The organism is Tatumella sp. JGM118, from assembly GCF_018257515.1.
GTDB lineage: Bacteria > Pseudomonadota > Gammaproteobacteria > Enterobacterales > Enterobacteriaceae > Tatumella > Tatumella terrea.
Genome location: NZ_JAERJR010000001.1, coordinates 455,912 through 482,196 on the forward strand (window position 1 = coordinate 455,912; position 26,285 = coordinate 482,196).

Below are 26,285 nucleotides of genomic sequence, written 5' to 3' on the forward strand. Positions count from 1 at the left end.
CTTCCCGTTATCATCACACCGGCTTAGCGGGGGATCGCAGTCCCCCATTGCTGCCAGTTTTTCGGTGCCTCACTCAGCAGCAGGAAATGCTTGCTGGCTGTGGCTTCCGGTGCCAGCGGTACCGTTGGCGGGGTAGCAAACTGAATGCCGCCGCGGATAAATTGCTGGAAGGTCCCGGTTTTTACCACACCGCCGGTTAAACCGAAGTTCAGCGAGTAGCCGGATGCCAGCCAGAACACAGAGTTATTGCGTACAAGATACTGATAGTGCTGGCTGATACGCATCGCAATCTGTACCCGGTCTGCCATGGCTCCCAGTGAGGTACCGGTGACCGTCCCGACTTCCACACCACGGAACAGAACCGGCGTACCGATGGTCAGCGAACCGGCTTCCGGCGCATCGACGAAGAAAGTTTTCCCGTTCAGATACCGTGAATCGGTGATCGTTGATTGCTGCAGTTCGAAGGTACGCATTGATGCGCCTTTACCCGGATCCACGTTAACGTAAGGTTGTAACAGGGAATCCAGATGACTGACACCCGTGGATGAGATCTCGGGACTGATCACCGAGAACCGGCTGCCGGTCCGGGCAAAATCGTTCACATATTCCGGGTACAACACGGCTTTTGCCAGCACCTGGTTATTATCGGCACTCAGAGACAGGGATTCTATCTGACCGATAGTAATGCCCAGATACCGGATGGGCATTCCGTTGGAGAGCTTGCTGGCGTCATAGGTCTTCAGGGTGATCTGACTGCCGATGGCGCGGGCGGCTGTCTCTGAAGGGAACAGGGTACGTGTCTGCCCCTGCTGATGTACGACGCCCGGCACGTTATCGAAGCTGATCGCCCCTTTCAGGGCCCGGTTAAGCGGGGTCGCCTGCACGGTGATACCGCTGGTATTGATCTGCACGCGGGCTCCGCCCTCAGCCCAGAACACGGTATCGCGGGTGATCAGGTTACGGTATGCCGGGGAAATATGTACCGCCACCTCAAAGTTATCGGCATGCGGGGTCACGGCCACAATTTCGCCGACCTGATAGCGACGATAAAGCACAACCGACCCGGCCTGGATATCCGGCAGGCTGCTGGCCGTCAGTGTAAGAGTGGTGGAAGGGTTATCACCGGTCACACCTTCGGCGGCTTTACCGGCATCGGCATACAACGGATAGCTGGCCGCCGGAGCCCCACGGTTACCCGCTTCCAGCCGGATGCCTCCCTGCAGCCACTGGCCTGGGGTAGCACCGACCATCTGGATACCGTCCGGACTGACATTCACGCGGATCTGACTGTCGGCAACAAATTTACTGTTGCCATGGACAAAGCGGCGATAATCCGGCGCGATGGAGACGATAAAACTGACCCCGTCATTGGTCAGTTGCCGTTCGGAGACCGTCCCGATAGTGACACCATTCAGCACCACGGGCTGACCCGGAGCAATGCCATAGCTGTCGGAGGCCTTCAGTCGGATGTTCAGGCTGCCCGGGGTATGCATCAGAGTCTGGGTGGCGGGATAGACACTGAAACGCGTTTGCGGCTGTCCCCCTCCAGGCACCAGTTCGAGGGTATCTCCGGTCAGCAGACTGCTGAGTGAGGTATCCGTCAGGCCGAGTTTCGGGCTATGCAGTTCGATACGTGTTTCACTGCGCATCAGTCCGGCCACTGAAGGGTCGATAATCAGTTCGCCGCTGACATGTTGCGGATCAGCCAGGTTCAGACGGGTCAGGGTACCTACCTGTAAGCCCTGATAAATCAGCGGGGTAGATCCGGCCGTCAGATTGTTGCCATCCGGCAGATCCAGCTGAATTTTTACCCCTCTGTGGCTCTCTGCCAGATTCGGATAAAGCGGATAACGGTCATCGGCACGGGCAGGCTGGCTGTCCGACGGTGAATCAAAGGCAATAGCGCCATTGATCAGGGCCGGCAGGCTGTCCATTTTTACGTTTACGCCACTGAGGCTGAAGCTTGCGTCCACGCCTGACACATTCCAGAACCGGCTATCTTTTTTCACCAGCGAGCTGTAGCGGCGTTCAATCAGCAGGTCGATGACGACACCGTGATTATCGTTATTGATGCTGTAGTTATACACCTTACCGACCGGGATTTTGCGGTAATAGACCACAGAGCCGGTGGAGAGTGAGCCAAGATCCGGTGCATTCAGATGCAGTAACAAACCGGTGGTGTTGGTACTGAAGCGGGGCTGAGAGTCGAGCGCGGTAAAGTTTTCCTGACGGTTACCGTCGCCCGGCATCATCGAGATATAGTTTCCGCCGACCAGGGCATCCAGTCCGGAAACCCCGGCGAGTGAAGCCTGCGGTGTGACCAGCCAGAATTTGGTGTTCTGGCGCAGCGCATCTTTCATATCGTTCTTGATGCTGGCCCGAATGCGGATGGTGCGATAATCATCGCTCAGGATAATCCCTTCGACCGTACCAATCTGCACTCCCTGATAGCGGATTGGCGTGCGCCCTGGGACAATACCGTCCGCAGACTGGAAATTAATGGTAATGGTCGTTCCCCGGTCCTGATAGTTTTGCCACAGCAGCCAGCCAGTGATCAGCAGGGCAATCAGCGGCAGTAACCAGAAGGGGGAGATCTTGCGTTTCTTTGTCACCGCTGAATTAATCGGCATATTCGGCGTTTCCTGTTGCATGGGCATCCCAGAGTAATCGACTGTCAAGCCATTCGGCGGCCAGTATGGTAAGTATAACGGCGGAGCCAAAATAGAAAGCGGCCGGCCCCATAGTAAAAGCTAACAACTGGTCACGATTGACCAGTGACATCGTCAGCGAAATGACAAACAGATCGAGCATTGACCAGCGGCCAATCCATTTGATGGCTCTGAGCAGGCGGATCCGCGTTTTCAGCCCCTGAACACAGCGAAAATGAATACTGAGTAGCAGAGAAATCATAATTAAAACTTTACTGAACGGCACCAGGATACTGGCGATAAATACCACCATCGCCACCGGGAGGTTCCCGGCGCCGAGGGATAAAATACCGGAAAAGATCGTATCGGCCTGCTGAGAGCCGTTGAGGTAGATCACCGAAATCGGTAACAGGTTGGCCGGGAAAAGCAGCACAATCGAGGCAATCAGTGCCGCCCAGGTCTTCTGTAAGCTGTAGGGGCGACGTTTATCCAGCGGCGTATGGCAGCGCGGGCAACGGCCACGGTGATCGGGTAACCCGCTGAAATGGCAATGCAGACAGACGCTTATCTTATCCGGGGCGGCAGTGACGGGCGTTTGCGGGTAAAACGTTTGCCACAGCGACTGAGGGTTCAGATTGATCAGGGTCAGCAGGCTCAGTACGGTCAGTGTAATAAAAGCAGCCAACCCGTAGCCGGCATTCAGGGCGGCGTAATCCTGCACCTTGATGGCGGCAACGGCGATCCCGACCAGATAAATATCCAGCATCACCCATTCTTTCAGTTTTTCCAGCATCAGTAAGACCGGCCGCAGATTCATGCCAAGCCAGTGACCGATACGCAGATAGAGAATGGCCAGCACCAGGGTGACGGGGGCGCCAATCGCACCGAAAGTGACCATTGCCGCGGTGAGGACATTGCCGGCAGAGACCATCTGATAAATGCCCCCGAGCACACTGGCATTGATATTCATGCCCAGCAAACGGATACTGATCAATGGCCAGCTGAAAGCACATGGCATCAGGATCATCATCGCAATGGCCAGGATCACCAGACGGGAGAGGGGCCAGGCATTGCCGCTGACAATTTTAGCCAGACACCGGGGGCAGTAAGCACTTTCGTGCGCATTTAACGGTGACAGGTTGAAAACCAGATCACATTGAGGGCACCGGTGGGCGGCGACAGGGGATAATGCCGGCCTGATTGTGTTAATTTTCATAAACGAAATTTATGGTTATCCGGTGGAGTTGTTAAAAATCCTGAATTATCCCAGGGGTAGTCTGCTATATTACTGCGGACGATAGTGAAGAGATTTCCCGGACAACGGATTGCTAAGAGTATAGTAACTCTGCTATTGATTCATTATGCCTGTGTATGTTTTTGTGCTATTCAGAAACATACGGAAGAAAGTAATACTTTGTTAATGTATATGGTTGGTCTATGAGCAAACAAGCATTTTATGATGAGCTTAACCGGGATTTCAACGCGTTGACCTCCGGTGAAACATCATTCCTGGCCCTGCTGGGAAACTGCAGTGCCTTACTGTTTGAGCGGTTGTCAGGGGTTAACTGGGCCGGATTTTATTTGCTGAGTGAACCTGACACACTGGTACTCGGACCGTTCCAGGGGAAAATTGCCTGCGTGCGTATTCCTGTCGGCCGGGGGGTCTGCGGCACGGCTGTGGCCGAAAATGCGGTTCAACGGGTGGCAGATGTCCATGCATTTGCCGGTCATATTGCCTGCGATGCAGCCAGTAATTCTGAAATCGTCTTGCCGGTCACCGTGAATGGCCGGGTGATTGGGGTACTGGATATCGATAGTACGGAATATGACCGCTTCGATGCGGAAGACGAAAAAGGGCTGTGTCAGCTGGCCGAAAGCCTGTCAGCGGCACTGCCCGGGACAGAAATCGAAAGATTTTTGCAACAGAACGGCAGCTAATTGACAGGATGCATAGCATTTAGCAACGTTGTCATTATAATGACGCCTGTTCATGTCCGCGTTGGTCGGCAAAACCGTTGTAATCAGGAAATTTCATGGAAAATCAACCTAAGTTGAATAGCAGTAAAGAAGTCATCGCCTTCCTGGCCGAGAGTTTCCCGCAATGTTTCTGCATTGAAGGTGAAGCGAAGCCCCTGAAAATCGGTATTTTTCAGGATATTGTTGAACGTGTACCGGCAGAATCGCAGATCAGTAAAACCCGGCTGCGTTCAGCACTGCGCTTATATACCTCCAGCTGGCGTTACCTGCACGGTATCAAAGCCGGTGCGAAACGCGTTGACCTGGATGGCAACGCCTGCGGTGAGCTTGATGAGCAACATGTCGAGCACGCACGTAAACAGCTGGAAGAAGCCAAAGCCCGTGTACAGGCCCACCGCGCACAGCAGCGTGCCCGTAAAACGGAAAATGGTGAAACCGACAGCGAACCCCGTAAGCCACGTAAAGCAGCATCCCGTGCGACCCCATCGGCAGATGCGCCACGCAAACCTCGCGATAATGCTAAGAAATCTGCTACCCCTCGTTCAGCCAAACCGGCTGCAGCACCGCTGAAACCGGTAACAGATACTTCTGCACTGCACGCAGGCCAGCCTATTAAAGTCAAGGCCGGGCAAAACGCAATGGATGCCACTGTCCTTGAAGTATCAAAAGAGGGTGTTCGGGTTCAGCTTGCATCCGGCATGGCAATGATAGTACGCGCAGAACACTTGCAGTTCTGAAACGGAGAATGACCAGGGCATGAACACCTTTAAGTTAAGTATGATTGCTGGCCTGCTTTTTGCAGGCCAGACCTTCGCGTCAGATACCATTACCCGCGAAGATCAGATCCCGGTATTGCATGAGGAACCTCAGCATGTGACGGTCAGTGAACGTGTGACTACGCGTTTCACGCAATCCCACTACCGGCAGATCGACCTGAACAGTGCTTTTTCAGAAAAAATCTTTGATCGCTATCTGAACATGCTGGACTACAACCATAACGTGCTACTGGCGTCCGATATTGCTAAATTTTCTGACAAAGCAGGAACGGTCGGGGATGAGCTTAAAACCGGTAAACTGGATATTTTCTACGATCTGTTCAATCTTTCGCAGAAACGTCGCTTTGAACGTTATGAGTATGCACTGGAAGTCCTGAAGCGCCCGATGGACTTTACCGGGCATGACAGCATCAACCTGGACCGCAGCAAGGCACCGTGGCCGGTCTCAGAGGCTGAACTGAACAGTCTGTGGGATGCCCGCGTCAAATTTGACGAGCTGAATCTTAAGCTGGCCGGTAAGACCGAGGCGGAAATCCGGGAAACGCTGACCCGGCGTTATACATTTGCCATTCGTCGTCTGACACAAACCAACAGTGAAGATGTGTTCCAGATGGCGATGAATGCTTTCGCGCATCAGATAGATCCACATACTAACTATCTGTCGCCACGCAACACCGAACAATTTAACACCGAAATGAGCCTTTCTCTGGAAGGTATCGGTGCGGTTCTGCAGTCTGACGATGATGATTCCGTCATGATCAACTCGATGGTTGCCGGCGGTCCTGCGGCACGGAGTAAACTGCTGTCGGTCGGTGACCGTATTGTTGCTGTCGGTGAGCCAGGTAAACCGATGGAGGATATTATCGGTTGGCGCCTTGATGATGTGGTTGAGAAAATCAAGGGACCTAAAGGCAGCCGCGTTCGCCTGGAGATTCTACCGGCCGGTAAGGGGACTAAAACCCGCATCATCACCCTGACGCGCGAAAAGATCCGTCTGGAAGATCGTGCCGTGCAGATGTCTGTGCACAACGTGGGCACGCATAAAGTCGGTGTGCTGGATATTCCCGGATTCTATGTCGGCCTGACCGATGATGTGAAGGTCCAGTTGCAGAAACTGGAAAAACAGCATGTTGACAGCATTGTTATCGACCTGCGCACCAATGGTGGCGGGGCACTGACAGAAGCGGTGTCACTTTCCGGGTTATTTATCCCGTCAGGACCTGTCGTCCAGGTGCGTGATAATACCGGTAAGATCCGTCAGGACAGTGATACCGATGGCATTGTCTACTATAAAGGCCCGCTGGTGGTTCTGGTCGACCGTTTCAGTGCTTCGGCATCTGAAATTTTTGCAGCCGCAATGCAGGATTATGGCCGTGCGCTGATTGTCGGTGAGCCGACCTTCGGTAAAGGGACCGTCCAGCAATACCGTTCACTGAACCGTATCTATGACCAGATGCTGCGCCCTGAATGGCCTGCCCTGGGCTCTGTCCAGTACACCATCCAGAAATTCTACCGTATCAACGGTGGCAGTACCCAGCTGAAAGGGGTTACCCCGGATCTGCTGATGCCGACCGGTGTTGAAACGGTGAAAACCGGTGAAAAGTATGAAGATAATGCCTTGCCATGGGATAGCATCCCGGCGGCTAAATACCAGAAATACGGTGACCTGAAGCCTTATCTGCCGGCTCTGCTGGCCGATCATAATGCCCGCATCGCTAAAGATCGCGAATTCCAGTATATCCTGCAGGATATTAAGCGGTTCGATAGTATGAAGGACAAAATTGATATTGTTTCTCTGAATTATGCTGAGCGTGATAAAGAAAACAAAGAAGATGATGCATTGCGTCTGGACCGCATTAATGCCCGTCTGCAGGCAGAAGGTAAGAAACCGCTGGCGAGTCTTGATCAGTTGCCAAAAGACTACAAAGAACCTGATCCTTACCTGGATGAGACGGTGGATATTGCCAACGATCTTGCGCAGCTTGAAGACGCATCACCTGCGACCAAAGCGAGCAAGTAAGCGCAGTCAGCCTGAAAAAACACCGGTTATCCGGTGTTTTTTTTATATTCTCAGAGCCCGTTCGGTTCCGGGAAGAAAGGGCAGGAACCAGGGACAGTCCGGCGATAGTTTTTTGCACTCACTGGCGGATCAGCAGGCTGATGATACCGGTTAAGTCACAGGAAACAGGTCCGTTGCTTTTAGTCGTGACATCATCGGCCGTCGCACAGCGACGGCTGCATTTCTGGTCCTGTTATCGTCGGATCCGCCTCACTTATTTCTGTTATCGCTGTACCGGTAACATCACTACCCGCCTGACCCGATTTCCCCAACGCCGGCTCCCGTATTCCATCATCCTCCGGCTATTGTGACCCTGTTAATGCCGCCTTTAGTTTCCGGAACGAAACCACAGGGAAGTTAATATTCGTCTGCTGACAGCCCTCAGTATGACCGGTTTAGCCCCGGGGACATGATAAGCGGGGAGCAGGGAAGGTAATCAGCGCCGTCCCCGGCCCTGATTAAACGTCCGGTAACGAAATACCTGCCGTGATGTTAAGTGCTCCCGTGGCCGGGCGTGGGTAACGATTAATAAGGGGTGTTCCCGGGCATTAACGCCTGTTAGGGGATTTACCGGTCAACGAAAAATCCTGCGGTGACCTTAACAAGGGGCTCCCTGTGTTATCAGTGATTGTTATGAAGGACTACTGGCAGTCAGTAACGCTTTTCCGGAGTGACACGTGCGGTAACGAAATACCTGCCGTGATATTAAGTGCTCCCGTGGCCGTGGGTGACGGTTAATCAGGGCTGCTTCGGGCAGTAACGTCTGCCCAGGGTAAAGCCTCTCAGAAGTGGCAGGCTATCACGGATAACGTTTTACGGAAGGGCAGGTAAGACGCCCGTAAACCGTCTGGCAAAGATAAAAATAACGACGACTTCACCTGTGTATTGTCAGGAACGACGGGAGTATTGCCGTAATATGTCTGTCAAAATGTAAAGTTATGTCTTTTCAGGGAGCTACACTCAATCGCCGCTTGAAATGCCCGCTAATGCACATAGGATATGGGGCAGATAACCTGCGTAAATAATGAGGACAATAAACGTTTATGATGCGTATCGCGCTATTTTTGCTAACGAACCTGGCCGTCATGCTGGTGTTCGGACTCATACTGAGCCTGACGGGCATCCGCTCCGCCAGTGTACAGGGGCTAATGATCATGGCGGGCCTGTTTGGGTTTGGCGGTTCGTTTATTTCGCTGCTGATGTCTAAATGGATGGCATTACGTTCTGTCGGCGGTGAAGTTATTGAACAACCGCGCAATGAAACCGAAAACTGGTTAATGAATACGGTGGCACAGCAGGCGCGCACCGCCGGCATCGCCATGCCGCAGGTCGCGGTTTATCATGCACCCGACATTAATGCGTTTGCTACCGGTGCACGCCGGGATGCCTCTCTGGTGGCGGTCTCGACCGGTCTTTTACAAAATATGAACCGCGATGAAGCCGAAGCCGTGCTGGCCCATGAAATCAGTCATATCGCAAACGGTGATATGGTGACCATGACGCTGATTCAGGGGATTGTGAATACCTTTGTTATCTTTATTTCCCGTATCATTGCTCAGCTGGCTTCCGGTTTTATGTCCTCTGACCGGGATTCTGAAGAGAACGGTAATGGCAATCCGCTGGTCTATTTTGCGGTGGCGACGGTCCTGGAACTCGTGTTTGGTATGCTGGCGAGTCTGATCACCATGTGGTTCTCGCGGTATCGTGAGTTTCATGCTGATGCCGGCTCTGCAAAACTGGTCGGGCGTGAAAAAATGATTGCTGCACTTCAGCGTCTGAAAACCAGCTATGAGCCACAGGAGCCTGGTAATATGATGGCATTTTGCATTAACGGGAAAGGGAAGTCGCTGAGTGAGTTATTTATGTCTCACCCGCCACTGGACAAGCGTATCGAAGCACTGCGCCGTGGTGATTATCTGAAGTAACCCTCGTCCGCCGGTTCGCCGGCGGTCAGTTGATGTTCAGGGAACCGCCGCCGGACAGGGGAGCATCCTCATTTTTCCTGAACAGCGGACACTCCGCTTTGCCAGTGAACCCTCCCTCCGAGTGCAGATAACGCGATACCGTCATGCCCTTTGCCGTCAGGTACTGACAGCTGAGACCTAACCCGAAAGCAATTTTATGGCTCCCGGTCAGCACCCCGTAACCGGAGAACAACATGATCAGCCACAGAAGGGCCAGAATTAGCAGACTGCGTATGAGCATTTCATTTCCATCCCCGAAAGATTGAACCGTATCCACTCTTTGCTGACTCACCTTTAGCATGGGCGAAGCCCTCCCTGAAAGGGATCAGAGAACACTGAAAGTGTTTCAGACCCTCCTGCAATTGTGCATAACATCGGATGATCATTTTTTTATTGCAGAGTAGAATGTCGGCTCAGTTTCTCATGAAGTAACACAGGGTGTTTTGAGGCAAATGTATGAATGATTTTACGTCGGGACCGGGGCCGTTTGTTCTGCCGGCATTAATCGCGTTAGCGGTTATTTTTGCGCTGATTATCTGGTTCTTTGTTAACCGTGCCAGCGTTCGAGCCAATGACAAGATACAATTGCTCGAGGCACTGCTCAGGGAACAAAAAAAGCAGAATGCGCTGTTAAAGCGGCTGGTTGAATATCATATGCCTGTGGTACCGGATGTTGCCGGGGAACCGCCCGTGGTGGCTGAGCCGGAAGGCAATGAATACCTGCAATTTGTACCGGAACGTTAATCAGCCGAAATCAATATCAATGGCGACCCCTTGATCGCAACAGACCAGGGGCCACCGGAAGCGGGAAGGGGATAACCGGAACAGACATTGCCGGTTATTTCTGGCGTTCTCTTTCCCCGGGCAGGTAATCAACGTTACCGGCGGTGATTTGCGTCAGTCGCCTGCCGTCATTGTCGCTCCCTTGTCTGAGCGGGGCGGGCAGAGACTGCGGATGTACGATGTTCTGCCTGAAAACGCTTTGCCCGGCGAAGGCCTTGCCGGAAAATAGCCTGTGGAGCCTGTGGAGCCTGTGGAGCCTGTGGAGCCTGTGGAGCCTGTGGAGCCTGAGCCCTCTGTCCGGCTCACTCTTTATTTCCTGTCGCTCTGTCCATCTCCACGGTTCGGGCCCACCTGCCACCACTCAGTTCTCATTAATCCGGCAATCACAGGCCCGTACGTACCCTCGCTATGTACACCTGTAACATGTTGTGCAGTAAAGCGACTATCATTCATTTACATTCCTCTGCCGTTGGGGCCGGCGACGCAGCCGACAAGCTTTCGCGCTTTTGCAGGCATCAACTTCCCCGTGAAAAGCGGCAGGGCGGGTCTGCACTGGCTACGACACGGGGTCTGCCAGCTATCACTCCTGCCATGAATACCCCGGGGGCTCGCTCCATCAGGGAATTATCGTCCGGGCCAGGCCTGACCGGCTTCAGTGATAGGGAGAAACGGGCAGCCAGCAGGCTGACGGAGGCGGTTTGTCCTGACGAGGGGAAGCAGCAGCCGATATTCGTGGCGAGCAACGGATTATTATCAAATATCCGCGAAACGGACCGCCGGGAGTCTGCCATTTCGCTCATTTTTTCCACGCGATACGGCGGATTATTGTGTCTTAAGGGCCGCCGGAATGACCGGTTATTCAGCCGGCGCGTGAACAAGGCTCAGCGAAACGCCGCATAGATGAACAGAATGCCAATATACCCCGGCTGATGAATGACAGACTGCAAGGCAGTTTGCTTCCCCGGGGAAGGGCGTCCGGCAATGAATCAATATCGCTCACAGGTCAGTGATACTAAGTTTTATTTATGATTACTTCATAAAAAAAGAATATAACCGTGCTGACAGTTTTGCAGAGGTATTATTTTTGTTAATTTTTGCAGTGAATAATCTGCGGATCAATAGAAAAAATGTATGTCAGTGATTACTATCACTTTACCGCGATTATGCGATGCGGTTATATATTTATAATATTACACTGTTAAAATCACTGAAATAGTATCGTCAGGGTATTATCCACTGAGGTTTCCGGCGACAGAATGACGCTAAGTCGCCGGTTGACAGGGGAGCGCGGCAACCTCCGGAAGACTAAATTGTGCCTCATATCAATAATTATCGTCATTGTTCCCTCTCAGGATTAAAAATGGCTTGCCATTAATTAAAGGATATGTGATAACAATTGATAGATTAATCGAGGTACGATTCTGTATATGTATGGCATTATCAGTAAAGAAGTTATGAGTAAAGACGTTATCGTTAGAACTGCTTCCTTTGCCGAACCTAATATTAGTGCCTCATTCAGTGAGTCCCGCGTTTTTCTGTAATATCGCCTTCGGGCAAAATAAACATTTTAAGGAATTTGCAAAATGGCAAAGATTAAAGGTCAGGTTAAGTGGTTCAACGAGTCTAAAGGTTTTGGTTTCATTACTCCTGCTGACGGCAGCAAAGACGTGTTCGTACACTTCTCTGCAATCCAGGGTAACGGCTTCAAAACTCTGGCTGAAGGCCAGAACGTTGAGTTCGAAATCCAGGACGGTCAGAAAGGTCCTGCTGCAGTAAACGTTACTGCAATCTGATAAGCGACACTCTTTCAGGGTCACCCCTGACAGGATGAATTGCGAAACCCTGCTCAATGAGCGGGGTTTTTTCTTTTGAGTCCGGCAATGAACAGGTACACTGCCCGCTGATTTTATGAGTGGGGTAACAGCAGTGTTTATATGTCCGTTGTGCCAGCAGTTGCTTGAAAAGCAGCAGGGTGGATGGCGATGCGCCGGTAATCATCAGTTTGACCAGGCCCGGGAAGGGTATGTGAATCTTCTCCCTGTGCAACATAAAGGTTCCAAAATTCCTGGTGACAGTCCGGAGATGATGCAGGCGCGGCGTAATTTTCTGGATGCCGGCTATTATCAGCCGCTGCGTGATGCCGTCACGGCGATGCTGACAGAACATTTGCCCGGCCCCGACGTCAGGATCCTCGATATCGGGTGTGGCGAGGGCTATTATACCGCTGGTATGGCTGCGGCATTCGAATCCCGCCCCGGCGCGGAAATCTATGGCCTGGATGTGGCAAAAATTGCCATAAAATCGGCCGCTAAACGCTATAAAGCGATTCGTTTTTGTGTCGCCTCCAGTTATCGTCTGCCTTTCGCCGATAACAGTCTTTCCGCGGTATTACGCATTTATGCACCCTGCAAAGACGAAGAACTCGCCAGAACCCTGACTCCCGGCGGCTATCTGCTGACGGTGACTCCGGCATCGCGTCATCTGATGCAACTCAAAGCCCTCATCTATCAGGACGTTAAATTGCATGAGGAAAATGAACATCCGCTGGACGCCTTTGACTGTGTGCAGGAGCAACGGCTCAGTTATCCGATGTCTCTGCAACCGCAAGCCTCGCTGGACCTGTTACAAATGACCCCTTTTGCCTGGCGGGCGACAGAAACGGTGCGTGAAACTTTGGCTGCCTCTGAAGACTTTGCCTGCGAGGCGGATTTCCGTCTGCGGTTATGGCAACGTAAACGCTGAAAATCGTATATAAATGTCAGTAAATTTGTAAATGTAAAAATTATTTTTGACGGCGTTGCTGTAACTGATACATTAACACCCTGTTTATTATTCAGGAGTAATGGGCTTAGCCCGGGTTATGGATCGTCACCGACGTCGTTCAATGTTCATCTCAGGGTTGCACTGCAACACCTCCGGTTCTCTTTTCTCACAAATTCCCGTTCAGTTTCCGCTAACACCGGTTGTTTGCCGGCGACCTGCTGTGGTCAGGACATTAATGTCCCTGAGGAGCCACTAATGGAAATTTTTCTCGATCCTTCTGTCTGGGCAGGGCTGCTGACCTTAATCGTGCTGGAGATTGTTCTCGGCATCGATAACCTGGTCTTTATCGCGATCCTTGCCGATAAACTGCCACCGAAGCAGCGCGACAAGGCCCGGATCATCGGCCTGAGTCTGGCGCTGGTGATGCGACTGGCTTTGCTGTCACTGATGTCATGGCTGGTCACGCTGACAAAGCCCTTATTCCATGTGGGCGGTTTCGGATTCTCAGGACGCGATTTAATCATGCTGGCCGGCGGGATCTTCCTGCTGTTCAAGGCCACCACAGAATTGCATGAAAGGCTGGAGAACCGGCCGGAAACCCATGACGGTAACAAGAGCTATGCCAGTTTCTGGGTCGTCGTTATTCAGATAGTGGTACTGGATGCGGTATTCTCACTGGATGCGGTGATCACCGCCGTGGGGATGGTGAGTCATCTGTGGATAATGATGACGGCAGTGGTCATCGCCATGGGCATCATGCTGCTGGCCTCACGGCCTCTGACTCGATTCGTCAATGCGCATCCGACGGTGGTCGTACTGTGCCTCAGCTTCCTGCTGATGATTGGTCTTAGCCTGGTGGCGGAAGGTTTTGGTTTCCATATTCCGAAAGGCTACCTCTACGCGGCCATCGGCTTCTCGATAATCATTGAGTTCTTTAACCAGATATCACGGCGTAATTTTATCCGTCATCAGGCGCGCAGACCGATGCGGGAACGTACTGCAGAGGTGATCCTGCGTCTGATGGGGGGGAACCGGGGCCAGCACCCGACAGATGAGGATGCCCGTCCGGAAGTCAGACCCGCCGGGACCGAAGCATTTAAGGATGAAGAACGCTATATGATCACCGGCGTACTGACCCTTGCCTCGCGTTCGATCCGTAGCCTGATGACGCCACGCGGCGAAATCTCCTGGGTTAATGCGGAAAGTCCGATCGATGACATTCGTCAGCAGCTACTGGATACCCCGCACAGCCTGTTCCCGGTCGGCCGGGGAGAGCTGGATGAAATTATTGGTGTGGTCTGGGCGAAAGAACTGCTGGTAGCGCTGGATCATGGGGTCGATGTGGCTCAGTTTGCGGCAGCGACGCCGGCTATCATTGTGCCGGAAACGCTGGACCCGATAAATCTGCTCGGTGTGCTGCGCAGAGCCCGCGGAAGCTGTGTGATTGTCAGCAACGAATTTGGGGTGGTTCAGGGACTGATCACGCCGCTGGATGTGCTGGAAGCGATTGCCGGTGAGTTCCCGGACGAAGACGAAACGCCGGATATTATTCCCGACGGTGACGGATGGCTGGTGAAAGGCGGGACGGACCTGCACTCGCTGGAACAGTTGCTGGATGTTCATTGCCTGGTGGTCCAGGGGGAAGACCATGCCTCTCTGGCGGGACGGCTTATCGACCTGAAGGGGCAGATCCCGCAGGTCGGAGAGGTGATCACCCTCGATGACCTCAGCTTTACTATCGCAGAAGCCACGGACTACCGGATTGATCTGGTTCGTGTCACCCGCACTCGTCCGGTCGACCCGGACGAGGTGGCGGCCTGAAAAAAGGCCCCGGGTATACTCCCGGGGCCTTTCATCGTCTGTTGCGGCTTATGCTGCGTCGTTAATCACACTGCACCTTTATCGCCAGCCCGCCACGGGAAGTTTCACGATATTTTGCATTCATATCTTTTCCGGTCTCATACATCGTTTCGATCACCTTATCGAGCGAAACCCGCGGGGCACTGGTACGGCGCAGTGCCATACGTGCGGCATTGATGGCCTTCACCGAAGCGATAGCATTACGTTCAATACAGGGAACCTGAACCTGGCCTGCCACCGGATCACAGGTCAGTCCGAGGTTATGTTCCATACCTATCTCAGCTGCGATACAGACCTGCTCCGGACTGGCCCCTGACAACTCCGCCAGACCGGCTGCCGCCATCGAGCAAGCCACACCAACTTCGCCCTGGCAACCGACTTCGGCGCCGGAAATAGAGGCATTCATTTTATACAGGATCCCGATAGCCCCGGAGGCAAGAAAATAGCGCAAGGCCACTTCCTGACTGACCGGCGAGACAAACTGATGGTAGTAAGAGAGCACCGCCGGGATTATCCCGCACGCCCCGTTGGTCGGAGCGGTCACCACCCGGCCACCGGCCGCATTCTCTTCATTCACCGCCAGGGCGAACATATTCACCCAGTCGATCACGTTCATCGGGTCACTGGAATGCTGACTGCCGGAAACCAGCAGGCGTCGCAGAGAGGCGGCACGGCGCGGAACACGCAACGGCCCCGGCAATACACCTTCGGTATTTAAGCCGCGGTCGATACAGGCCTGCATCGTCTGCCAGACGGTAGAAAAATAGTCTTCAATCTCGCTGCGGCTATGCAGCGCCAGCTCATTTTTCAGGACCAGACCGGAAACGGACTGACCGGTGCGATGGCAGCTTTCGAGTAATTCACGGGCGGTGTTGAACGGATAGGGCACTTCAACCTCATCGAGAACCGGTTGTCCGAACTGCGCTTCTTCAATGATAAAACCGCCGCCCACGGAATAGTAGGTCTTCTTCATCAGGCACATGTCGTCCTGCCAGGCGGTCAGGGTCAGCCCGTTTTCATGCAGCGGCAGATTATCGCTGCGGAAGGTCATGCCGCCTTCCCGCGGGAAATCCACCTCATGTGTACCGCCGGCGATCGGCAGGCGTTGTCGCTGGCCGACATCGGCCACAAACGCCGGAATGGCATCTATATCCACGGTATCCGGGGCCGCCCCGGACAGCCCCATGATGATGGCAATGTCCGTATGGTGTCCGTGTCCGGTGAGGGAGAGTGAACCATAGACATCCACTGAAATGCGGGTCGTCAGGGTAAGTTTATCTTCGGCAATCAGCGCATCAGCAAATTCTTTGCCCGCCTTCATAGGCCCTACCGTATGAGAACTGGAAGGACCGATACCTACTTTAAACATGTCGAAGACACTTATCACAAAAACTCCCGTACTCTGGTCAAACTGGCGATATCCGGCTGATCGCGATCGCTTTGCAGGCAGACCCGCACATCAGCACAGTAAAATGTGTTCCGGGTGTGGCACCCGGAATAATTATCGGCGGAAAAGGGAGATAAAGACAGGGATTATCGCTGAAAACGGTTATTCACCGGTTATCTGTTTTCCGAGGCTGCGAATAATACCTGCAGTCATGCCCCAGATAAAATGCTTTTGGTAATCCACCACCCACACCCTATGGGGATGTCCGTTACGCAGCACCTCCAGCCGGAAAAAGTTCGCAGGCGAAAGCAGGGCGGCTAACGGTACTTCAAAGCTCAGTGCCACTTCCCCCGGTTCGGGTGTCAGCGGGGTGCCGGGACTTAATAACGCCACAAACGGGGTCACATGGAAGCCGGTCTGACTGCTGACGGCGGGGAGGGTGCCGATAATCTCGATCTGAGAGGGGGACAGCCCCAGTTCTTCACCGGTTTCCCGCAGGGCGGTCTGCATCAGTGAACGGTCAGCCGGATCCCGTTTACCGCCGGGGAAGGCGACCTGTCCGGGATGATGTCGCAAATGTGTGGCTCGTTTGGTCAGCAACAGGCGCGGTTCAGGATAGGTGACCACCGGCACCAGGACGGCCGCCTCACGGCCCCCCGGGGAGGGCGGTGGACTTTCCGGAGGTAACAGCGACAGGAACCGCTGACGGAACTCCGCGCTATTCATTGCCGGCCGTTGCGGATAAACGCTGCAGTGCCGGCAGGATCCGTTGTACTTTATGGAAGGTTTCCTGATACTCCTGTTCCAGCACACTGTCGGCCACGATACCTCCGCCTGCCGTACAGTAAAGCTTTCCGCCTTCGGCGGTCAGTGTCCGGATAGTGATACTGGTGTCCATCGTACCGCAGCGGCTGAGATAACCGATGCTGCCACACCAGGCATTGCGCCGATGCGGTTCAAGTTCATCGATGATTTCCATGGCCCGGATTTTCGGTGCTCCGGTAATCGAACCGCCCGGAAAGCAGGCCCGTAGCAGATCTGTCGGGTGCAGCCCGGCCGGCAGGGTTCCGCGAACCGTGCTGACCAGATGATGCACCGCCGGGAAAGGTTCTACGACGAACAGTTCAGGCACGGTGACGCTGCCTGGTGTGGCAATACGGCCGATATCGTTACGCAGCAGGTCGACAATCATCAGGTTTTCTGCCCGATCTTTCTCTGCGATAGCGAGTTCTGCGGCCTGCCGGGCATCTTCGTGCGGATCACTCATCCGGGGGCGCGTTCCTTTAATCGGCCGGGTTTCTATCTCACTCCCCGAGACCTTAAGAAAGCGTTCCGGGGAGAGACTCAGCAGACAGCTCGACTCAAGACGAATAAAGGCGCTGAAAGGTGCACGGTTTTCATGACTCAGATGTTCCCAGGCTTGCCACTCACTGCCTTCATAAGCAGCACTGAACCGTTGTGCCAGATTTATCTGGTAACAGTCACCGGCATGGATATACTCTTTTACCCGGCCGAAACATCGGGCATAGTCCGGAGCCGATAAATTACTTTCCCACTCGCTCAGTAAACGGAACGCAGGCCGGGCGGACGAGGGGCGTTCATTAAGCCAGTGCAGACGGTGACTGACATCGCCCAGACTGAGCAGAGTAAGGCGTTTCAGATGGTGATCTGCTATCATCGCCCAGTCATAAATGCCGACCGCCATATCGGGTGTCTGCAGATCGTTGATCGCCCGTCGGGGAAGGTGTTCAAAGCGTCGTCCCAGATCATAGCCAAACAGACCCAGCGCCCCGCCGGTAAAAGGAAGATCCGCATCGGGGGTGTCGATAGCCGGTAACAGTTCGAGGGCTTCCTGTACCAGCGTCAGCGGATCCCGGCCGGATAGCCGGCGGCCCTCAGCGTCTTCAATCGTGGTTTCAGTGCCACGGGTGGTCAGTGTCAGTCGCGGGTCAGCGCTGAAAATATCAAAGCGATTGTCGTGATGATCGGCCGCGGAAGAGCTTAACAGCATAGCCCACGGCAATTCAGCAACACGCGAAAACCAGCCGGTGAGCGCATCCGGAGTGTATGGCAGGGAAATTGTTTTCAGGGTCATAAGTGTCAGGGCGTTGTCAGAAACTAAACTGACTATAGCCTGACATATTTTTTTATCACTGACATCCGTTATCTGGTGCATCCTGCACCGGGCCGTTGTCTGACAGAGGTTATTATGTTTAAAGGATTACCGGCACTTTCGGTTGAACAGCAACAACAGGCCGTCGAACGCATTCATCAACTGATTGCCGATGGCATGTCCAGTGGTGAGGCTATCGCACAGGTTGCTGCAGAAATTCGTGAAACGCACCAGGGCGGGATCAGCCTGGCGCGTTTTGAAGATGAAGACGAAGAAGACGAACAGGAATAGTGCCGGTTATAACGCGGCGATCACCTTAATTTCTACTTTGTATTTCGGATGCATCAGGCCGGCCAGTACGGTGCAGCGGACCGGGGCATTACCCGGAGAGACCCAGGCATCCCAGGCCTGGTTCATGGCATCAAAATCGGCCTTATCGGTCAGGAAAATAGTGGCGTCGAGGATTTTGCTTTTATCGCTACCGACGCGGGTCAGTATCTTATCGATAACGGCCAGCGCATCGGCGGTCTGTGCCAGCGCATCGCCGTCAAGATCTTCCGGGACACTGGTGTAATACACCGTCTGGTCGTGAATTACGGCTTCGGACATACGGTGTTCGGGATCGATTCGTGTAATGGTCATTGACAACTCCTTAGTAACAATGTCCGTCAGCCTGCCATATCAGGAGGAATATGTCATCCCTGGTGGTGAGCAGGCGGGATTACTGACATAATTGCGGGGTGCAACCGAATGACGAGAGAGGCGATGTGACTGAAGATTTTTCCCCGGGAGGGGTCCTGACCGATGCCATTCCGGGTTTCCGGCCCCGCGAGGCCCAGCGGGAAATGGCTCAGGCTGTCACTGCCGCAATTACCGAAGGGAAGGAGCTGGTCGCGGAGGCCGGTACCGGTACTGGCAAGACTTTCGCTTATCTGGTTCCGGCCCTGCGCTCCGGTAAAAAAGTGATCGTCTCTACCGGTTCCCGTGCATTACAGGACCAGCTTTATACCCGGGATCTTCCGACCATCGTCAATGCCCTGTCCTATAAAGGTAAAACCGCGCTTCTGAAAGGACGGTCGAATTACCTGTGTCTGGAAAGGATGGATCAGCAAAACCTCTCCGGCGGCGACCTGCCGGTACAGGCATTAAGTGATTTAGCCAGTGTCCGCGGCTGGTCGTCCCTGACTATCGACGGGGATATCAGCAGTTGCGGCAGTGTGGCAGAGGACAGCAGCTTATGGCCGCTGGTGACCAGTACCAATGATAACTGCCTGGGCAGCGACTGTCCGCGCTACAGTGACTGCTTCGTGGTCAAAGCGCGTCAGCGGGCGATGGATGCAGATGTGGTGGTGGTTAACCATCATCTCTTCCTTGCTGATCTGGTGGTCAAAGAGAGCGGCTTTGCCGAGCTGATCCCCGAGGCCGATGTGATGATATTTGATGAGGCACACCAGCTTCCTGATATTGCCAGCCAGTATTTCGGGCAGCAAATTTCCGGACGCCAGTTGCAGGATCTGTCGCGCGATATCACCATTGCGTACCGTACCGAGGTGCGGGATGTACAGCAGTTACAGAAAGCCGCCGACCGGCTGGTACAGGCCAGTCAGGACTTTCGCCTGATGCTGGGGGATCCTGGCTATCGCGGTAATCTGCGGGAGGTGTTACAGCGTCCCGATGTCTCACGCATGCTGGTCTTGCTGGATGATGCGCTGGAGCTATGCTACGACGTCATCAAACTCAGCCTTGGCCGTTCAGCCTTACTCGATGCTGCTTTTGAACGGGCGGCGCAATACCGGACGCGGCTTAAACGCATCAGTCAGACCAGTGAGGCAGGGTTCAGTTACTGGTATGAATGTAATGCCCGTCATTTTACGCTGGCACTGACACCGCTCTCGGTCGCTGAACGCTTCCGTGAGGTGATGGATGCCCGTAAAGCCGCCTGGATTTTTACCTCTGCTACCCTGTCGGTTAACGGTAAAATGGACCACTTCGCCGACCGGCTTGGGGTAAGCGGTGCCAGGCAACTGATCCTCAGCAGTCCTTTCGATTATCGTCAGCAGGCACTGCTGTGTGTGCCACGAAATCTGCCCGAAAACCAGCGGCCCGGTGCGGCGAAACAACTGGCCGCCATGCTTGCGCCGTTAATTGAGGCTAACCAGGGGCGCTGCTTCTTTTTATGTACCTCCTATCAGATGATGCGGGAACTGGCGGCAGAATTCAGGGAGTTACTGACCCTGCCGGTATTGTTGCAAGGAGAAACCAGTAAAGGCAGGATCCTGCAGCAGTTCATTGAGGCAGGCAATGCCTTGCTGGTGGCGACCAGCAGTTTCTGGGAAGGGGTGGATGTCCGTGGTGATGCGTTGTCTCTGGTCATTATCGATAAGCTCCCCTTTACCTCACCGGAAGACCCATTACTGAAGGCGAGGATGGAAGATGCACGTCACCGGGGGCTGGATCCTTTTGATGAAGTACAACTGCCGGATGCGGTCATTACGCTGAAGCAGGGGGCCGGACGATTGATCCGTGATGTGACGGATCGCGGAGTGCTGGTCATTTGTGATGCAAGACTGGTGTCGAGACCTTACGGTGAGCTTTTCCTTAATAGCCTGCCCGACACACCCCGCACCCGGGATCTCGCCCGGGCGGAAGCCTTTATTACGGCCGGGGCTGCGCAGGTGACGGAGGAGAGCGGTGAAACTTAAGCCTGTCTTATTTTGTTGCGAATCATTGGCATTCCCTGATGTTACAGCAATGTATCCCTGCACCTCAGCGGTGTAGAATAGTCTTACCGGAAGAGGGCGGACAGGAGAAATGCCTTAGCGATCCTCGCCGGTTGTTCACACTTATTAATAACGAAAAATTATGCAAGATATCTCAACACTGAAACTTTTAGCCCTGGATACTGCGACAGAAGCCTGTTCGGCAGCCATCCTGAATCAACAGCAGCAGGATGCACGGTTTGAGATCGCTCCCCGTGACCACACCCGGAAGATCCTGCCGCTGGTGGCGGAATTACTGGCAGGACAGGATCTGGCATTGAATGCTCTGGATGCCCTGGTGTTCTGTCGGGGGCCAGGCAGTTTTACCGGTGTCCGTATTGGCATTGGTATTGCTCAGGGGCTGGCGCTCGGTGCCGGCCTGCCGATGGTCGGCGTCTCTACCCTGGCCACTCTGGCACAGGGAGCCTTCAGACGCTGTCAGGCGGACAGAGTGCTGGCCGCTATCGATGCCCGCATGGGTGAGGTCTATTGGGCAGAGTATCAGCGTGATGCCTCCGGTGAGTGGCAGGGCGGCGATAGCGAAGCCGTGTTAAGCCCGGCTCAGGCCATTCTGCGCATGCAGTCACTTTCAGGCCGCTGGGCAATGGCAGGTACAGGGTGGCAGGCCTATCCGGAATTACAGCAGGGGCATACCCTGCAACTGACAGACGGTGCCAGTGAATTACCGGCGGCAGAAGATATGCTGCCCCTGGCCACCGTGCTCCTTCAGCGGGGGGAAGTGTCACAGGCAGCAGACATTGAACCGGTGTATCTGCGTAATGAAGTGACATGGAAAAAATTGCCCGGCAGATAATGCCGGTAGCAGAGGTATTCGGATGATGTGCGGCAACGGCTAACATTCAGGAGATAATCATGATGAAACTGATTAAACATTGCCCGGCAATGATGCTGGCCTCGGTATTACTGTTGTCAGGATGTGCTACGGTGCCGCAGAGCATCCGCGGTCATTCAGCGCTGCCTCAGCAGAATCTGGTACAGGTGATGAATGCGCCTCAGCTCTATGTCGGTCAGGAGTCACGGTTCGGCGGTAAAGTGGTCAGCGTGAACAATACCAATGGCCTGACACGCATAGAGCTGGCCGTACAACCCCTGGATGATACTGCCCGGCCGGTACTGGGGGCGGCATCCATCGGCCGGATTTACGCGGACGTACCTGCCTTTGTCGACCCGGTGAACCTGAATAACCAGTATCTGACGGTTCTGGGGAATATCCGCGGTACCGATGAAGGTAAAGTCGGTAATGCCTCCTATAAATTCCTGGTCATTGATGTCACAGGTTATCAGCGCTGGCATCTGGTCAGACAGGTGATGACTCCGCCGCAACCGATGGATCCGTGGTTTGTTTATGGCCCTGGCCCCGGACGGTATCGTCATGGTTACTGGGTCGCGAACCCCTGGTGGGGATTTTATAACCCGGGGCCGGCCACGGTTCAGTCTTATCTGACGGAATAAGTGATTCGGTGATAAAGACCGTGGCCTGCCGGCCACGGTCTTCTGTCTTTGGAAATCCCCCGGACAGGCCGGGGGGCGTAAAGCTTTCAGCGCTGGGTCGCGGATAAAAAAACCTATTGATTTGTTAAAACACCTTGCGGTCTGGCCACTGCAAAGGTTTAACAGGAAATCAAAAGGGGTCCCGATGAGGGACGAAAAGAGCTTAGCGCCTGCCCGATCGAACTGTAAATATCACAGAATTTGCGCGCCTAAGTACCGAAGACCGGTTTTTTTATGGGGAGCTTCGCCGGGTCCAGCTAATGCGTGATATTTCTCCCCCGGGATGGCTAAAAATTGATAAGACCGGGTGCTGCACAACAGATAATGGGCAGACGTGCAAAGTGTTACTTGACCCTGACTGTAATAATCTGACAGGGTATACAGACGCCGAAGAATGTTGACCCCGGATGCCGGACTCTTCGGCTGGCCGGCACAGTTCCGCCGGTCAGGCACAGGCCCCGCCAATACCCCCTTCGGTGGATCCCGGACTATTTTATATCAACGCCGGATCAGTCTGGCGTTTTTTCATTATCGCTGTGATGCATTTCCACAGTAAGAGAGAATGTTGCTTTGAACTATCAATTAATTCATACCAGCCAGCAACTGGCAGAGGTTTGTGACGCTGCCAGACAGAAAACTGCCGTTGCCCTGGATACCGAGTTTGTCCGGACCCGGACCTATTACCCGCAACTGGGATTGATCCAGTTGTTTGACGGCGATGTCCTGACGCTGATTGACCCCCTGGATATCAGCGACTGGACGCCCTTTAAAGCCTTACTGAGTGATGTTCAGGTGGTGAAATATCTGCATGCCGGCGGAGAAGATCTGGAAGTCTTCCTGAACCGTTTCGGCGTTTTGCCTGAACCTATGGTCGATACCCAGATCCTGGCGGCGTTCCTGGGCTTCCCGATGTCACTGGGGTTTGCAGCGATGGTGTCAGAGTTCGAGGGCGTGACGCTGGATAAAAGTGAATCACGTACTGACTGGCTGGCCAGGCCTCTCAGTGAACGCCAGTGCGATTATGCGGCGGCAGATGTCTGGTATCTGTTGCCGATCGCGCAGAAACTGCATCAGCAGGCCGAAGAAAAACAGGTCCTGGCGGATGCGCTCAGTGAATGCACGATGCTGTGCGACAGACGCAGAGATATTCTGCCTGCGGATCAGGCATGGATTGATATCAGTCAGGCCTGGCAGTTGCGGCCGTTACAACTGGCGGCGCTGCAGAAGCTGGCAGAATGGCGACTGAATTATGCACGGCGTAAAGATATGGCGGTTAATTTCGTCGTCAAAGAGGAAAACCTTTGGAAAGTCGCCCGTTATCTGCCGGGTTCACTGGGAGAGTTACAACAGATGGGGCTCGCTGGCCCTGAAATACGTTTCCATGGTGAAACGCTGCTTCGTCTGGTCGCCGCGGCCAAAGAAGCCCCGGAAGAGAGCTATCCGTTACCGTTGAAAAATCTGATCGAATGCCCTGGCTATAAAGTCCTGTTTAAGGATCTGAAAGCCTGCATTAAATCGGTCAGTGACCGCACCGGTTTCAGCCAGGAACTGCTGGCCTCGCGCCGGCAGATAAACCAGGTACTGAGTGAACACTGGAAAATTAAACCTGTGAGTCGTACGCCGGAGTTGCTGAAAGGCTGGCGGGGTAAACTGATGGGACAGGAAATTACCGCCATTATCGACGGTAAATAATAAACCGGTGAATGCCGCAGGTCAGCGCGGCATTCACTATCGGTTGCAGAGACTCATTTCGCGGCTTCTTCGGCTTCCGGTAATGTCACGTTAAGCTCAAGAATCGAGATATCATCCCCTTTCTGGTCCAACTGAACGGTAACCATCTCCGGATCAATCTTCACATACTTACAAATCACTTCCAGAATATCGCGTTTCAATTGCGGAAGGTAATGGGGTTCACTGTCTCCACGACGCCGTTCCGCGACGATGATCTGCAGGCGTTCTTTAGCAATATTTGCAGTATGTTTTTTCCGGGATAAAAAGAAATCAAGTAATGCCATGTCTTATCCCCCGAACAGGCGTTTTAGGAAACCCTTCTTCTCTTCTTCAATAAAGCGGAAGGGACGTTCTTCGCCGAGTAAGCGATCGACGGTGTCAGCATAGGCTTTACCTGCATCTGAAATCGTATCCAGAATCACAGGTTCCCCCTGGTTTGAAGCACGCAGCACTGACTGGTCTTCAGGGATCACCCCTACCAGCGGGATACGCAGAATTTCCAGTACGTCTTCCATGCTTAACATATCGCCACGGCTGACACGGCCCGGGTTGTAACGGGTCAGCAGCAGATGTTCTTTGATAGGTGTTTCACCTTTTTCTGCACGGCGTGACTTAGAGGCGATAATCCCGAGGATACGGTCAGAGTCACGGACAGAAGAGACTTCAGGGTTGGTAGTGATGATAGCTTCATCGGCGAAATAGAGAGCCATCAGCGCTCCGGTTTCGATACCGGCAGGCGAATCACACACCACAAAGTCGAAATCAAGGTCAGAGAGTTCGTTCAGTACTTTCTCGACACCTTCATAGGTGAGGGCATCTTTATCGCGAGTCTGGGAGGCGGGCAGGATAAACAGATTTTCGGTACGTTTATCTTTGATTAATGCCTGGTTCAGCGTGGCATCACCCTGGATAACATTAACAAAGTCATAGACAACCCGGCGTTCGCATCCCATGATCAGGTCCAGATTACGCAGACCGATATCGAAATCGATAACGACGGTTTTTTTCCCTTTCTGCGCTAAACCGGTAGCGATGGCCGCGCTTGACGTGGTCTTGCCAACGCCCCCTTTGCCCGATGTAACTACAATAATGCGTGCCATATATGATGATTTCCTTAACAATAGAAAAGGGGTCTAATTAAGTGTTTTAATCGACAGTACACCGTCAGTTAACGACAAGCGTGCGGCCTGTCCGGAATATTCTGACGGTATCTGGTCCATGATCCAGTATTCACCGGCAATGGACACCAGTTCTGCCGCTAAATGGGTACAAAAAATTTCGGCGCTCTGATCACCACTGGCTCCCGCCAGGGCGCGGCCCCGCATCATTCCGTAGATATGAATATTACCATCTGCTACAAGTTCTGCACCGGCACTGACACTGCTGGTGACGATCAAATCGGCATTTTTAGCATAAATTTGCTGGCCCGAGCGTACCGGAGTGTTAATAATCCGCGTACGGGTAAATTTCTCTCCCTCACTCACCGCAGGAGGGGCTACCACCGGGGGTTCTGCGCGGGCAGGTGCCGGTTCGCTCTCACGGGCCTTGCGTACATCTTTTCCCTCGGTCAATACCGGCAGACCTGCAGCCTGAATCAGTTGCTTTAGCTGTTCATCTTTACAACCGCTGACACCCATAATACGCAAGCCCGTCGAGGTGATCGCAGACTGGATTTGCGGCCAGTTAACGTCGGCGGTTAACGAGGAAATATTCAGAACGACCGGGGCATTTTTAAGAAATGCCGGAGCCTGATCAATTTTTTCCTGAATCGCCTGACGGATCACTTCGGGCTGTGTGTGGTGAAGATGTACAACAGATAAAGTAAAACTGCTTCCTTTAAGTTCAATTGGCGTTTGCGACATCTGTCCTGACCAGTCCTGTTTTTACAGTTTCATTTCTGAACAGGCGTTTAAATATCCGCCATTGGCCCAGAAGGTTCAATATTCGAATGAC

Annotated in this window: 25 protein-coding genes; 15 read left to right on the plus strand and 10 right to left on the minus strand. The window is 53.5% G+C overall.

The genetic code is table 11. From position 1 onward, the window contains the following. Positions 1–23: 23 nt before the first annotated feature. Together JK223_RS02095 and yebS are read right to left on the minus strand one after the other, a co-directional pair. Positions 24–2,651 (minus strand): PqiB family protein, encoded by a 2,628-nt coding sequence (locus JK223_RS02095; protein ID WP_212712552.1) that lies wholly within the window; start codon positions 2,649–2,651, stop codon positions 24–26. After that, entirely contained in the window at positions 2,620–3,864 is a 1,245-nt protein-coding gene (yebS, locus tag JK223_RS02100; RefSeq protein WP_212712553.1) for a membrane integrity lipid transport subunit YebS, read from the minus strand. Before yebS ends, JK223_RS02095 begins: the two co-directional genes overlap by 32 nt. Before the next feature lie 221 nt (positions 3,865–4,085). On the opposite strand from yebS, the gene JK223_RS02105 reads away from it, so the two are divergent. From JK223_RS02105 to htpX, 4 genes are all read left to right on the plus strand, one after another. Beyond that, entirely contained in the window at positions 4,086–4,586 is a 501-nt protein-coding gene (locus tag JK223_RS02105; RefSeq protein WP_212712554.1) for a GAF domain-containing protein, read from the plus strand. Between the two features lie 95 nt (positions 4,587–4,681). Continuing rightward, positions 4,682–5,362, plus strand: coding sequence for an RNA chaperone ProQ (gene proQ, locus JK223_RS02110; RefSeq protein WP_212712555.1), 681 nt, complete (start codon positions 4,682–4,684; stop codon positions 5,360–5,362). Between the two features lie 19 nt (positions 5,363–5,381). Next, positions 5,382–7,421 carry a carboxy terminal-processing peptidase gene (gene prc, locus JK223_RS02115; protein WP_212712556.1) on the plus strand — a complete coding sequence of 680 codons (2,040 nt, stop codon included), beginning with the start codon at positions 5,382–5,384 and terminating at the stop codon, positions 7,419–7,421. 1,082 nt (positions 7,422–8,503) lie between these two features. Next, complete coding sequence (gene htpX, locus JK223_RS02120) at positions 8,504–9,385, plus strand: protease HtpX (protein ID WP_212712557.1); 882 nt, start codon at positions 8,504–8,506, stop codon at positions 9,383–9,385. Between the two features lie 25 nt (positions 9,386–9,410). On the opposite strand, the gene JK223_RS02125 is transcribed toward htpX, so the two are convergent. Beyond that, a complete protein-coding gene (locus JK223_RS02125; RefSeq protein WP_249213404.1) occupies positions 9,411–9,665 on the minus strand; it encodes a YobH family protein in 255 nt (84 codons plus the stop codon). A 215-nt stretch (positions 9,666–9,880) separates the two neighbouring features. Here JK223_RS02125 and JK223_RS02130 point away from each other — a divergent pair, with 215 nt between their 5' ends. From JK223_RS02130 to JK223_RS02155, 6 genes are all read left to right on the plus strand, one after another. Then, positions 9,881–10,168 carry a YebO family protein gene (locus JK223_RS02130; RefSeq protein WP_212712559.1) on the plus strand — a complete coding sequence of 96 codons (288 nt, stop codon included), beginning with the start codon at positions 9,881–9,883 and terminating at the stop codon, positions 10,166–10,168. Positions 10,169–10,386: 218 nt separating this feature from the next. Continuing rightward, on the plus strand, positions 10,387–10,629 hold the full coding sequence (locus tag JK223_RS02135; protein ID WP_212712560.1) for a hypothetical protein: 243 nt from the start codon (positions 10,387–10,389) through the stop codon (positions 10,627–10,629). Positions 10,630–11,661: 1,032 nt separating this feature from the next. Beyond that, positions 11,662–11,748, plus strand: a complete 87-nt coding sequence (locus tag JK223_RS02140; protein ID WP_235501133.1) for a hypothetical protein — start codon at positions 11,662–11,664, stop codon at positions 11,746–11,748. A 42-nt stretch (positions 11,749–11,790) separates the two neighbouring features. Then, entirely contained in the window at positions 11,791–12,000 is a 210-nt protein-coding gene (cspE, locus tag JK223_RS02145) for a transcription antiterminator/RNA stability regulator CspE (protein ID WP_001062678.1), read from the plus strand. A gap of 133 nt (positions 12,001–12,133) precedes the next feature. Then, positions 12,134–12,949, plus strand: a complete 816-nt coding sequence (gene rlmA / locus JK223_RS02150; protein WP_371813017.1) for a 23S rRNA (guanine(745)-N(1))-methyltransferase — start codon at positions 12,134–12,136, stop codon at positions 12,947–12,949. A gap of 276 nt (positions 12,950–13,225) precedes the next feature. Next, positions 13,226–14,791, plus strand: a complete 1,566-nt coding sequence (locus tag JK223_RS02155) for a TerC family protein (protein WP_212712562.1) — start codon at positions 13,226–13,228, stop codon at positions 14,789–14,791. A 61-nt stretch (positions 14,792–14,852) separates the two neighbouring features. Here the strand turns inward: JK223_RS02155 and JK223_RS02160 are convergent, their stop codons facing one another. The 3 genes from JK223_RS02160 to pabB all read right to left on the minus strand — a co-directional run bounded on the left by JK223_RS02160 (position 14,853) and on the right by pabB (position 18,312). After that, positions 14,853–16,217: an L-serine ammonia-lyase gene (locus tag JK223_RS02160; RefSeq protein ID WP_212712563.1), complete on the minus strand. Its 1,365-nt coding sequence runs from the start codon at positions 16,215–16,217 to the stop codon at positions 14,853–14,855. 162 nt (positions 16,218–16,379) lie between these two features. Continuing rightward, positions 16,380–16,943 carry a CoA pyrophosphatase gene (locus JK223_RS02165; protein ID WP_212712564.1) on the minus strand — a complete coding sequence of 188 codons (564 nt, stop codon included), beginning with the start codon at positions 16,941–16,943 and terminating at the stop codon, positions 16,380–16,382. After that, on the minus strand, positions 16,936–18,312 hold the full coding sequence (gene pabB / locus JK223_RS02170) for an aminodeoxychorismate synthase component 1 (RefSeq protein ID WP_212712565.1): 1,377 nt from the start codon (positions 18,310–18,312) through the stop codon (positions 16,936–16,938). Before pabB ends, JK223_RS02165 begins: the two co-directional genes overlap by 8 nt. Positions 18,313–18,426: 114 nt before the next feature. On the opposite strand from pabB, the gene JK223_RS02175 reads away from it, so the two are divergent. After that, positions 18,427–18,621 (plus strand): YoaH family protein, encoded by a 195-nt coding sequence (locus JK223_RS02175; RefSeq protein ID WP_212712566.1) that lies wholly within the window; start codon positions 18,427–18,429, stop codon positions 18,619–18,621. Positions 18,622–18,627: 6 nt separating this feature from the next. On the opposite strand, the gene JK223_RS02180 is transcribed toward JK223_RS02175, so the two are convergent. Further along, on the minus strand, positions 18,628–18,972 hold the full coding sequence (locus JK223_RS02180; RefSeq protein ID WP_212712567.1) for a RidA family protein: 345 nt from the start codon (positions 18,970–18,972) through the stop codon (positions 18,628–18,630). A 125-nt stretch (positions 18,973–19,097) separates the two neighbouring features. On the opposite strand from JK223_RS02180, the gene JK223_RS02185 reads away from it, so the two are divergent. The 4 genes from JK223_RS02185 (at position 19,098) to rnd (ending at position 24,293) form a co-directional block, all read left to right on the plus strand. Next, on the plus strand, positions 19,098–21,032 hold the full coding sequence (locus JK223_RS02185) for an ATP-dependent DNA helicase (RefSeq protein WP_212712568.1): 1,935 nt from the start codon (positions 19,098–19,100) through the stop codon (positions 21,030–21,032). Positions 21,033–21,192: 160 nt separating this feature from the next. Then, complete coding sequence (gene tsaB / locus JK223_RS02190) at positions 21,193–21,903, plus strand: tRNA (adenosine(37)-N6)-threonylcarbamoyltransferase complex dimerization subunit type 1 TsaB (RefSeq protein ID WP_212712569.1); 711 nt, start codon at positions 21,193–21,195, stop codon at positions 21,901–21,903. Between the two features lie 59 nt (positions 21,904–21,962). Beyond that, on the plus strand, positions 21,963–22,562 hold the full coding sequence (locus JK223_RS02195; RefSeq protein ID WP_371813018.1) for a Slp family lipoprotein: 600 nt from the start codon (positions 21,963–21,965) through the stop codon (positions 22,560–22,562). Between the two features lie 609 nt (positions 22,563–23,171). Next, positions 23,172–24,293, plus strand: a complete 1,122-nt coding sequence (gene rnd, locus JK223_RS02205; protein WP_212712570.1) for a ribonuclease D — start codon at positions 23,172–23,174, stop codon at positions 24,291–24,293. A 53-nt stretch (positions 24,294–24,346) separates the two neighbouring features. Here rnd and minE read toward each other — a convergent pair whose 3' ends face one another. The 3 genes from minE to minC are packed head-to-tail and all read right to left on the minus strand — an operon-like array spanning position 24,347 to position 26,194. Continuing rightward, positions 24,347–24,616: a cell division topological specificity factor MinE gene (gene minE, locus JK223_RS02210; protein WP_212712571.1), complete on the minus strand. Its 270-nt coding sequence runs from the start codon at positions 24,614–24,616 to the stop codon at positions 24,347–24,349. 3 nt (positions 24,617–24,619) lie between these two features. Further along, on the minus strand, positions 24,620–25,432 hold the full coding sequence (minD, locus tag JK223_RS02215) for a septum site-determining protein MinD (protein WP_025903025.1): 813 nt from the start codon (positions 25,430–25,432) through the stop codon (positions 24,620–24,622). Between the two features lie 33 nt (positions 25,433–25,465). Next, positions 25,466–26,194 (minus strand): septum site-determining protein MinC, encoded by a 729-nt coding sequence (gene minC, locus JK223_RS02220; RefSeq protein WP_212712572.1) that lies wholly within the window; start codon positions 26,192–26,194, stop codon positions 25,466–25,468. Positions 26,195–26,285: the final 91 nt, after the last annotated feature.

Coding starts and splice junctions, on each gene's coding strand:
- JK223_RS02140 (WP_235501133.1), top strand. CDS start 11,662: ATGAGTAAAGACGTTATCGTTAGAACTGCTTCCTTTGCCGAACCTAAT.
- cspE (WP_001062678.1), top strand. CDS start 11,791: ATGGCAAAGATTAAAGGTCAGGTTAAGTGGTTCAACGAGTCTAAAGGT.
- JK223_RS02165 (WP_212712564.1), bottom strand. CDS start 16,943: ATGAATAGCGCGGAGTTCCGTCAGCGGTTCCTGTCGCTGTTACCTCCG.
- tsaB (WP_212712569.1), top strand. CDS start 21,193: ATGCAAGATATCTCAACACTGAAACTTTTAGCCCTGGATACTGCGACA.
- prc (WP_212712556.1), top strand. CDS start 5,382: ATGAACACCTTTAAGTTAAGTATGATTGCTGGCCTGCTTTTTGCAGGC.
- JK223_RS02130 (WP_212712559.1), top strand. CDS start 9,881: ATGAATGATTTTACGTCGGGACCGGGGCCGTTTGTTCTGCCGGCATTA.
- JK223_RS02175 (WP_212712566.1), top strand. CDS start 18,427: ATGTTTAAAGGATTACCGGCACTTTCGGTTGAACAGCAACAACAGGCC.
- JK223_RS02095 (WP_212712552.1), bottom strand. CDS start 2,651: ATGCAACAGGAAACGCCGAATATGCCGATTAATTCAGCGGTGACAAAG.
- minC (WP_212712572.1), bottom strand. CDS start 26,194: ATGTCGCAAACGCCAATTGAACTTAAAGGAAGCAGTTTTACTTTATCT.
- htpX (WP_212712557.1), top strand. CDS start 8,504: ATGATGCGTATCGCGCTATTTTTGCTAACGAACCTGGCCGTCATGCTG.
- JK223_RS02155 (WP_212712562.1), top strand. CDS start 13,226: ATGGAAATTTTTCTCGATCCTTCTGTCTGGGCAGGGCTGCTGACCTTA.
- yebS (WP_212712553.1), bottom strand. CDS start 3,864: ATGAAAATTAACACAATCAGGCCGGCATTATCCCCTGTCGCCGCCCAC.
- JK223_RS02195 (WP_371813018.1), top strand. CDS start 21,963: ATGATGAAACTGATTAAACATTGCCCGGCAATGATGCTGGCCTCGGTA.
- minE (WP_212712571.1), bottom strand. CDS start 24,616: ATGGCATTACTTGATTTCTTTTTATCCCGGAAAAAACATACTGCAAAT.
- JK223_RS02125 (WP_249213404.1), bottom strand. CDS start 9,665: ATGCTCATACGCAGTCTGCTAATTCTGGCCCTTCTGTGGCTGATCATG.
- proQ (WP_212712555.1), top strand. CDS start 4,682: ATGGAAAATCAACCTAAGTTGAATAGCAGTAAAGAAGTCATCGCCTTC.
- JK223_RS02105 (WP_212712554.1), top strand. CDS start 4,086: ATGAGCAAACAAGCATTTTATGATGAGCTTAACCGGGATTTCAACGCG.
- minD (WP_025903025.1), bottom strand. CDS start 25,432: ATGGCACGCATTATTGTAGTTACATCGGGCAAAGGGGGCGTTGGCAAG.
- pabB (WP_212712565.1), bottom strand. CDS start 18,312: ATGACCCTGAAAACAATTTCCCTGCCATACACTCCGGATGCGCTCACC.
- JK223_RS02135 (WP_212712560.1), top strand. CDS start 10,387: ATGTTCTGCCTGAAAACGCTTTGCCCGGCGAAGGCCTTGCCGGAAAAT.
- JK223_RS02180 (WP_212712567.1), bottom strand. CDS start 18,972: ATGACCATTACACGAATCGATCCCGAACACCGTATGTCCGAAGCCGTA.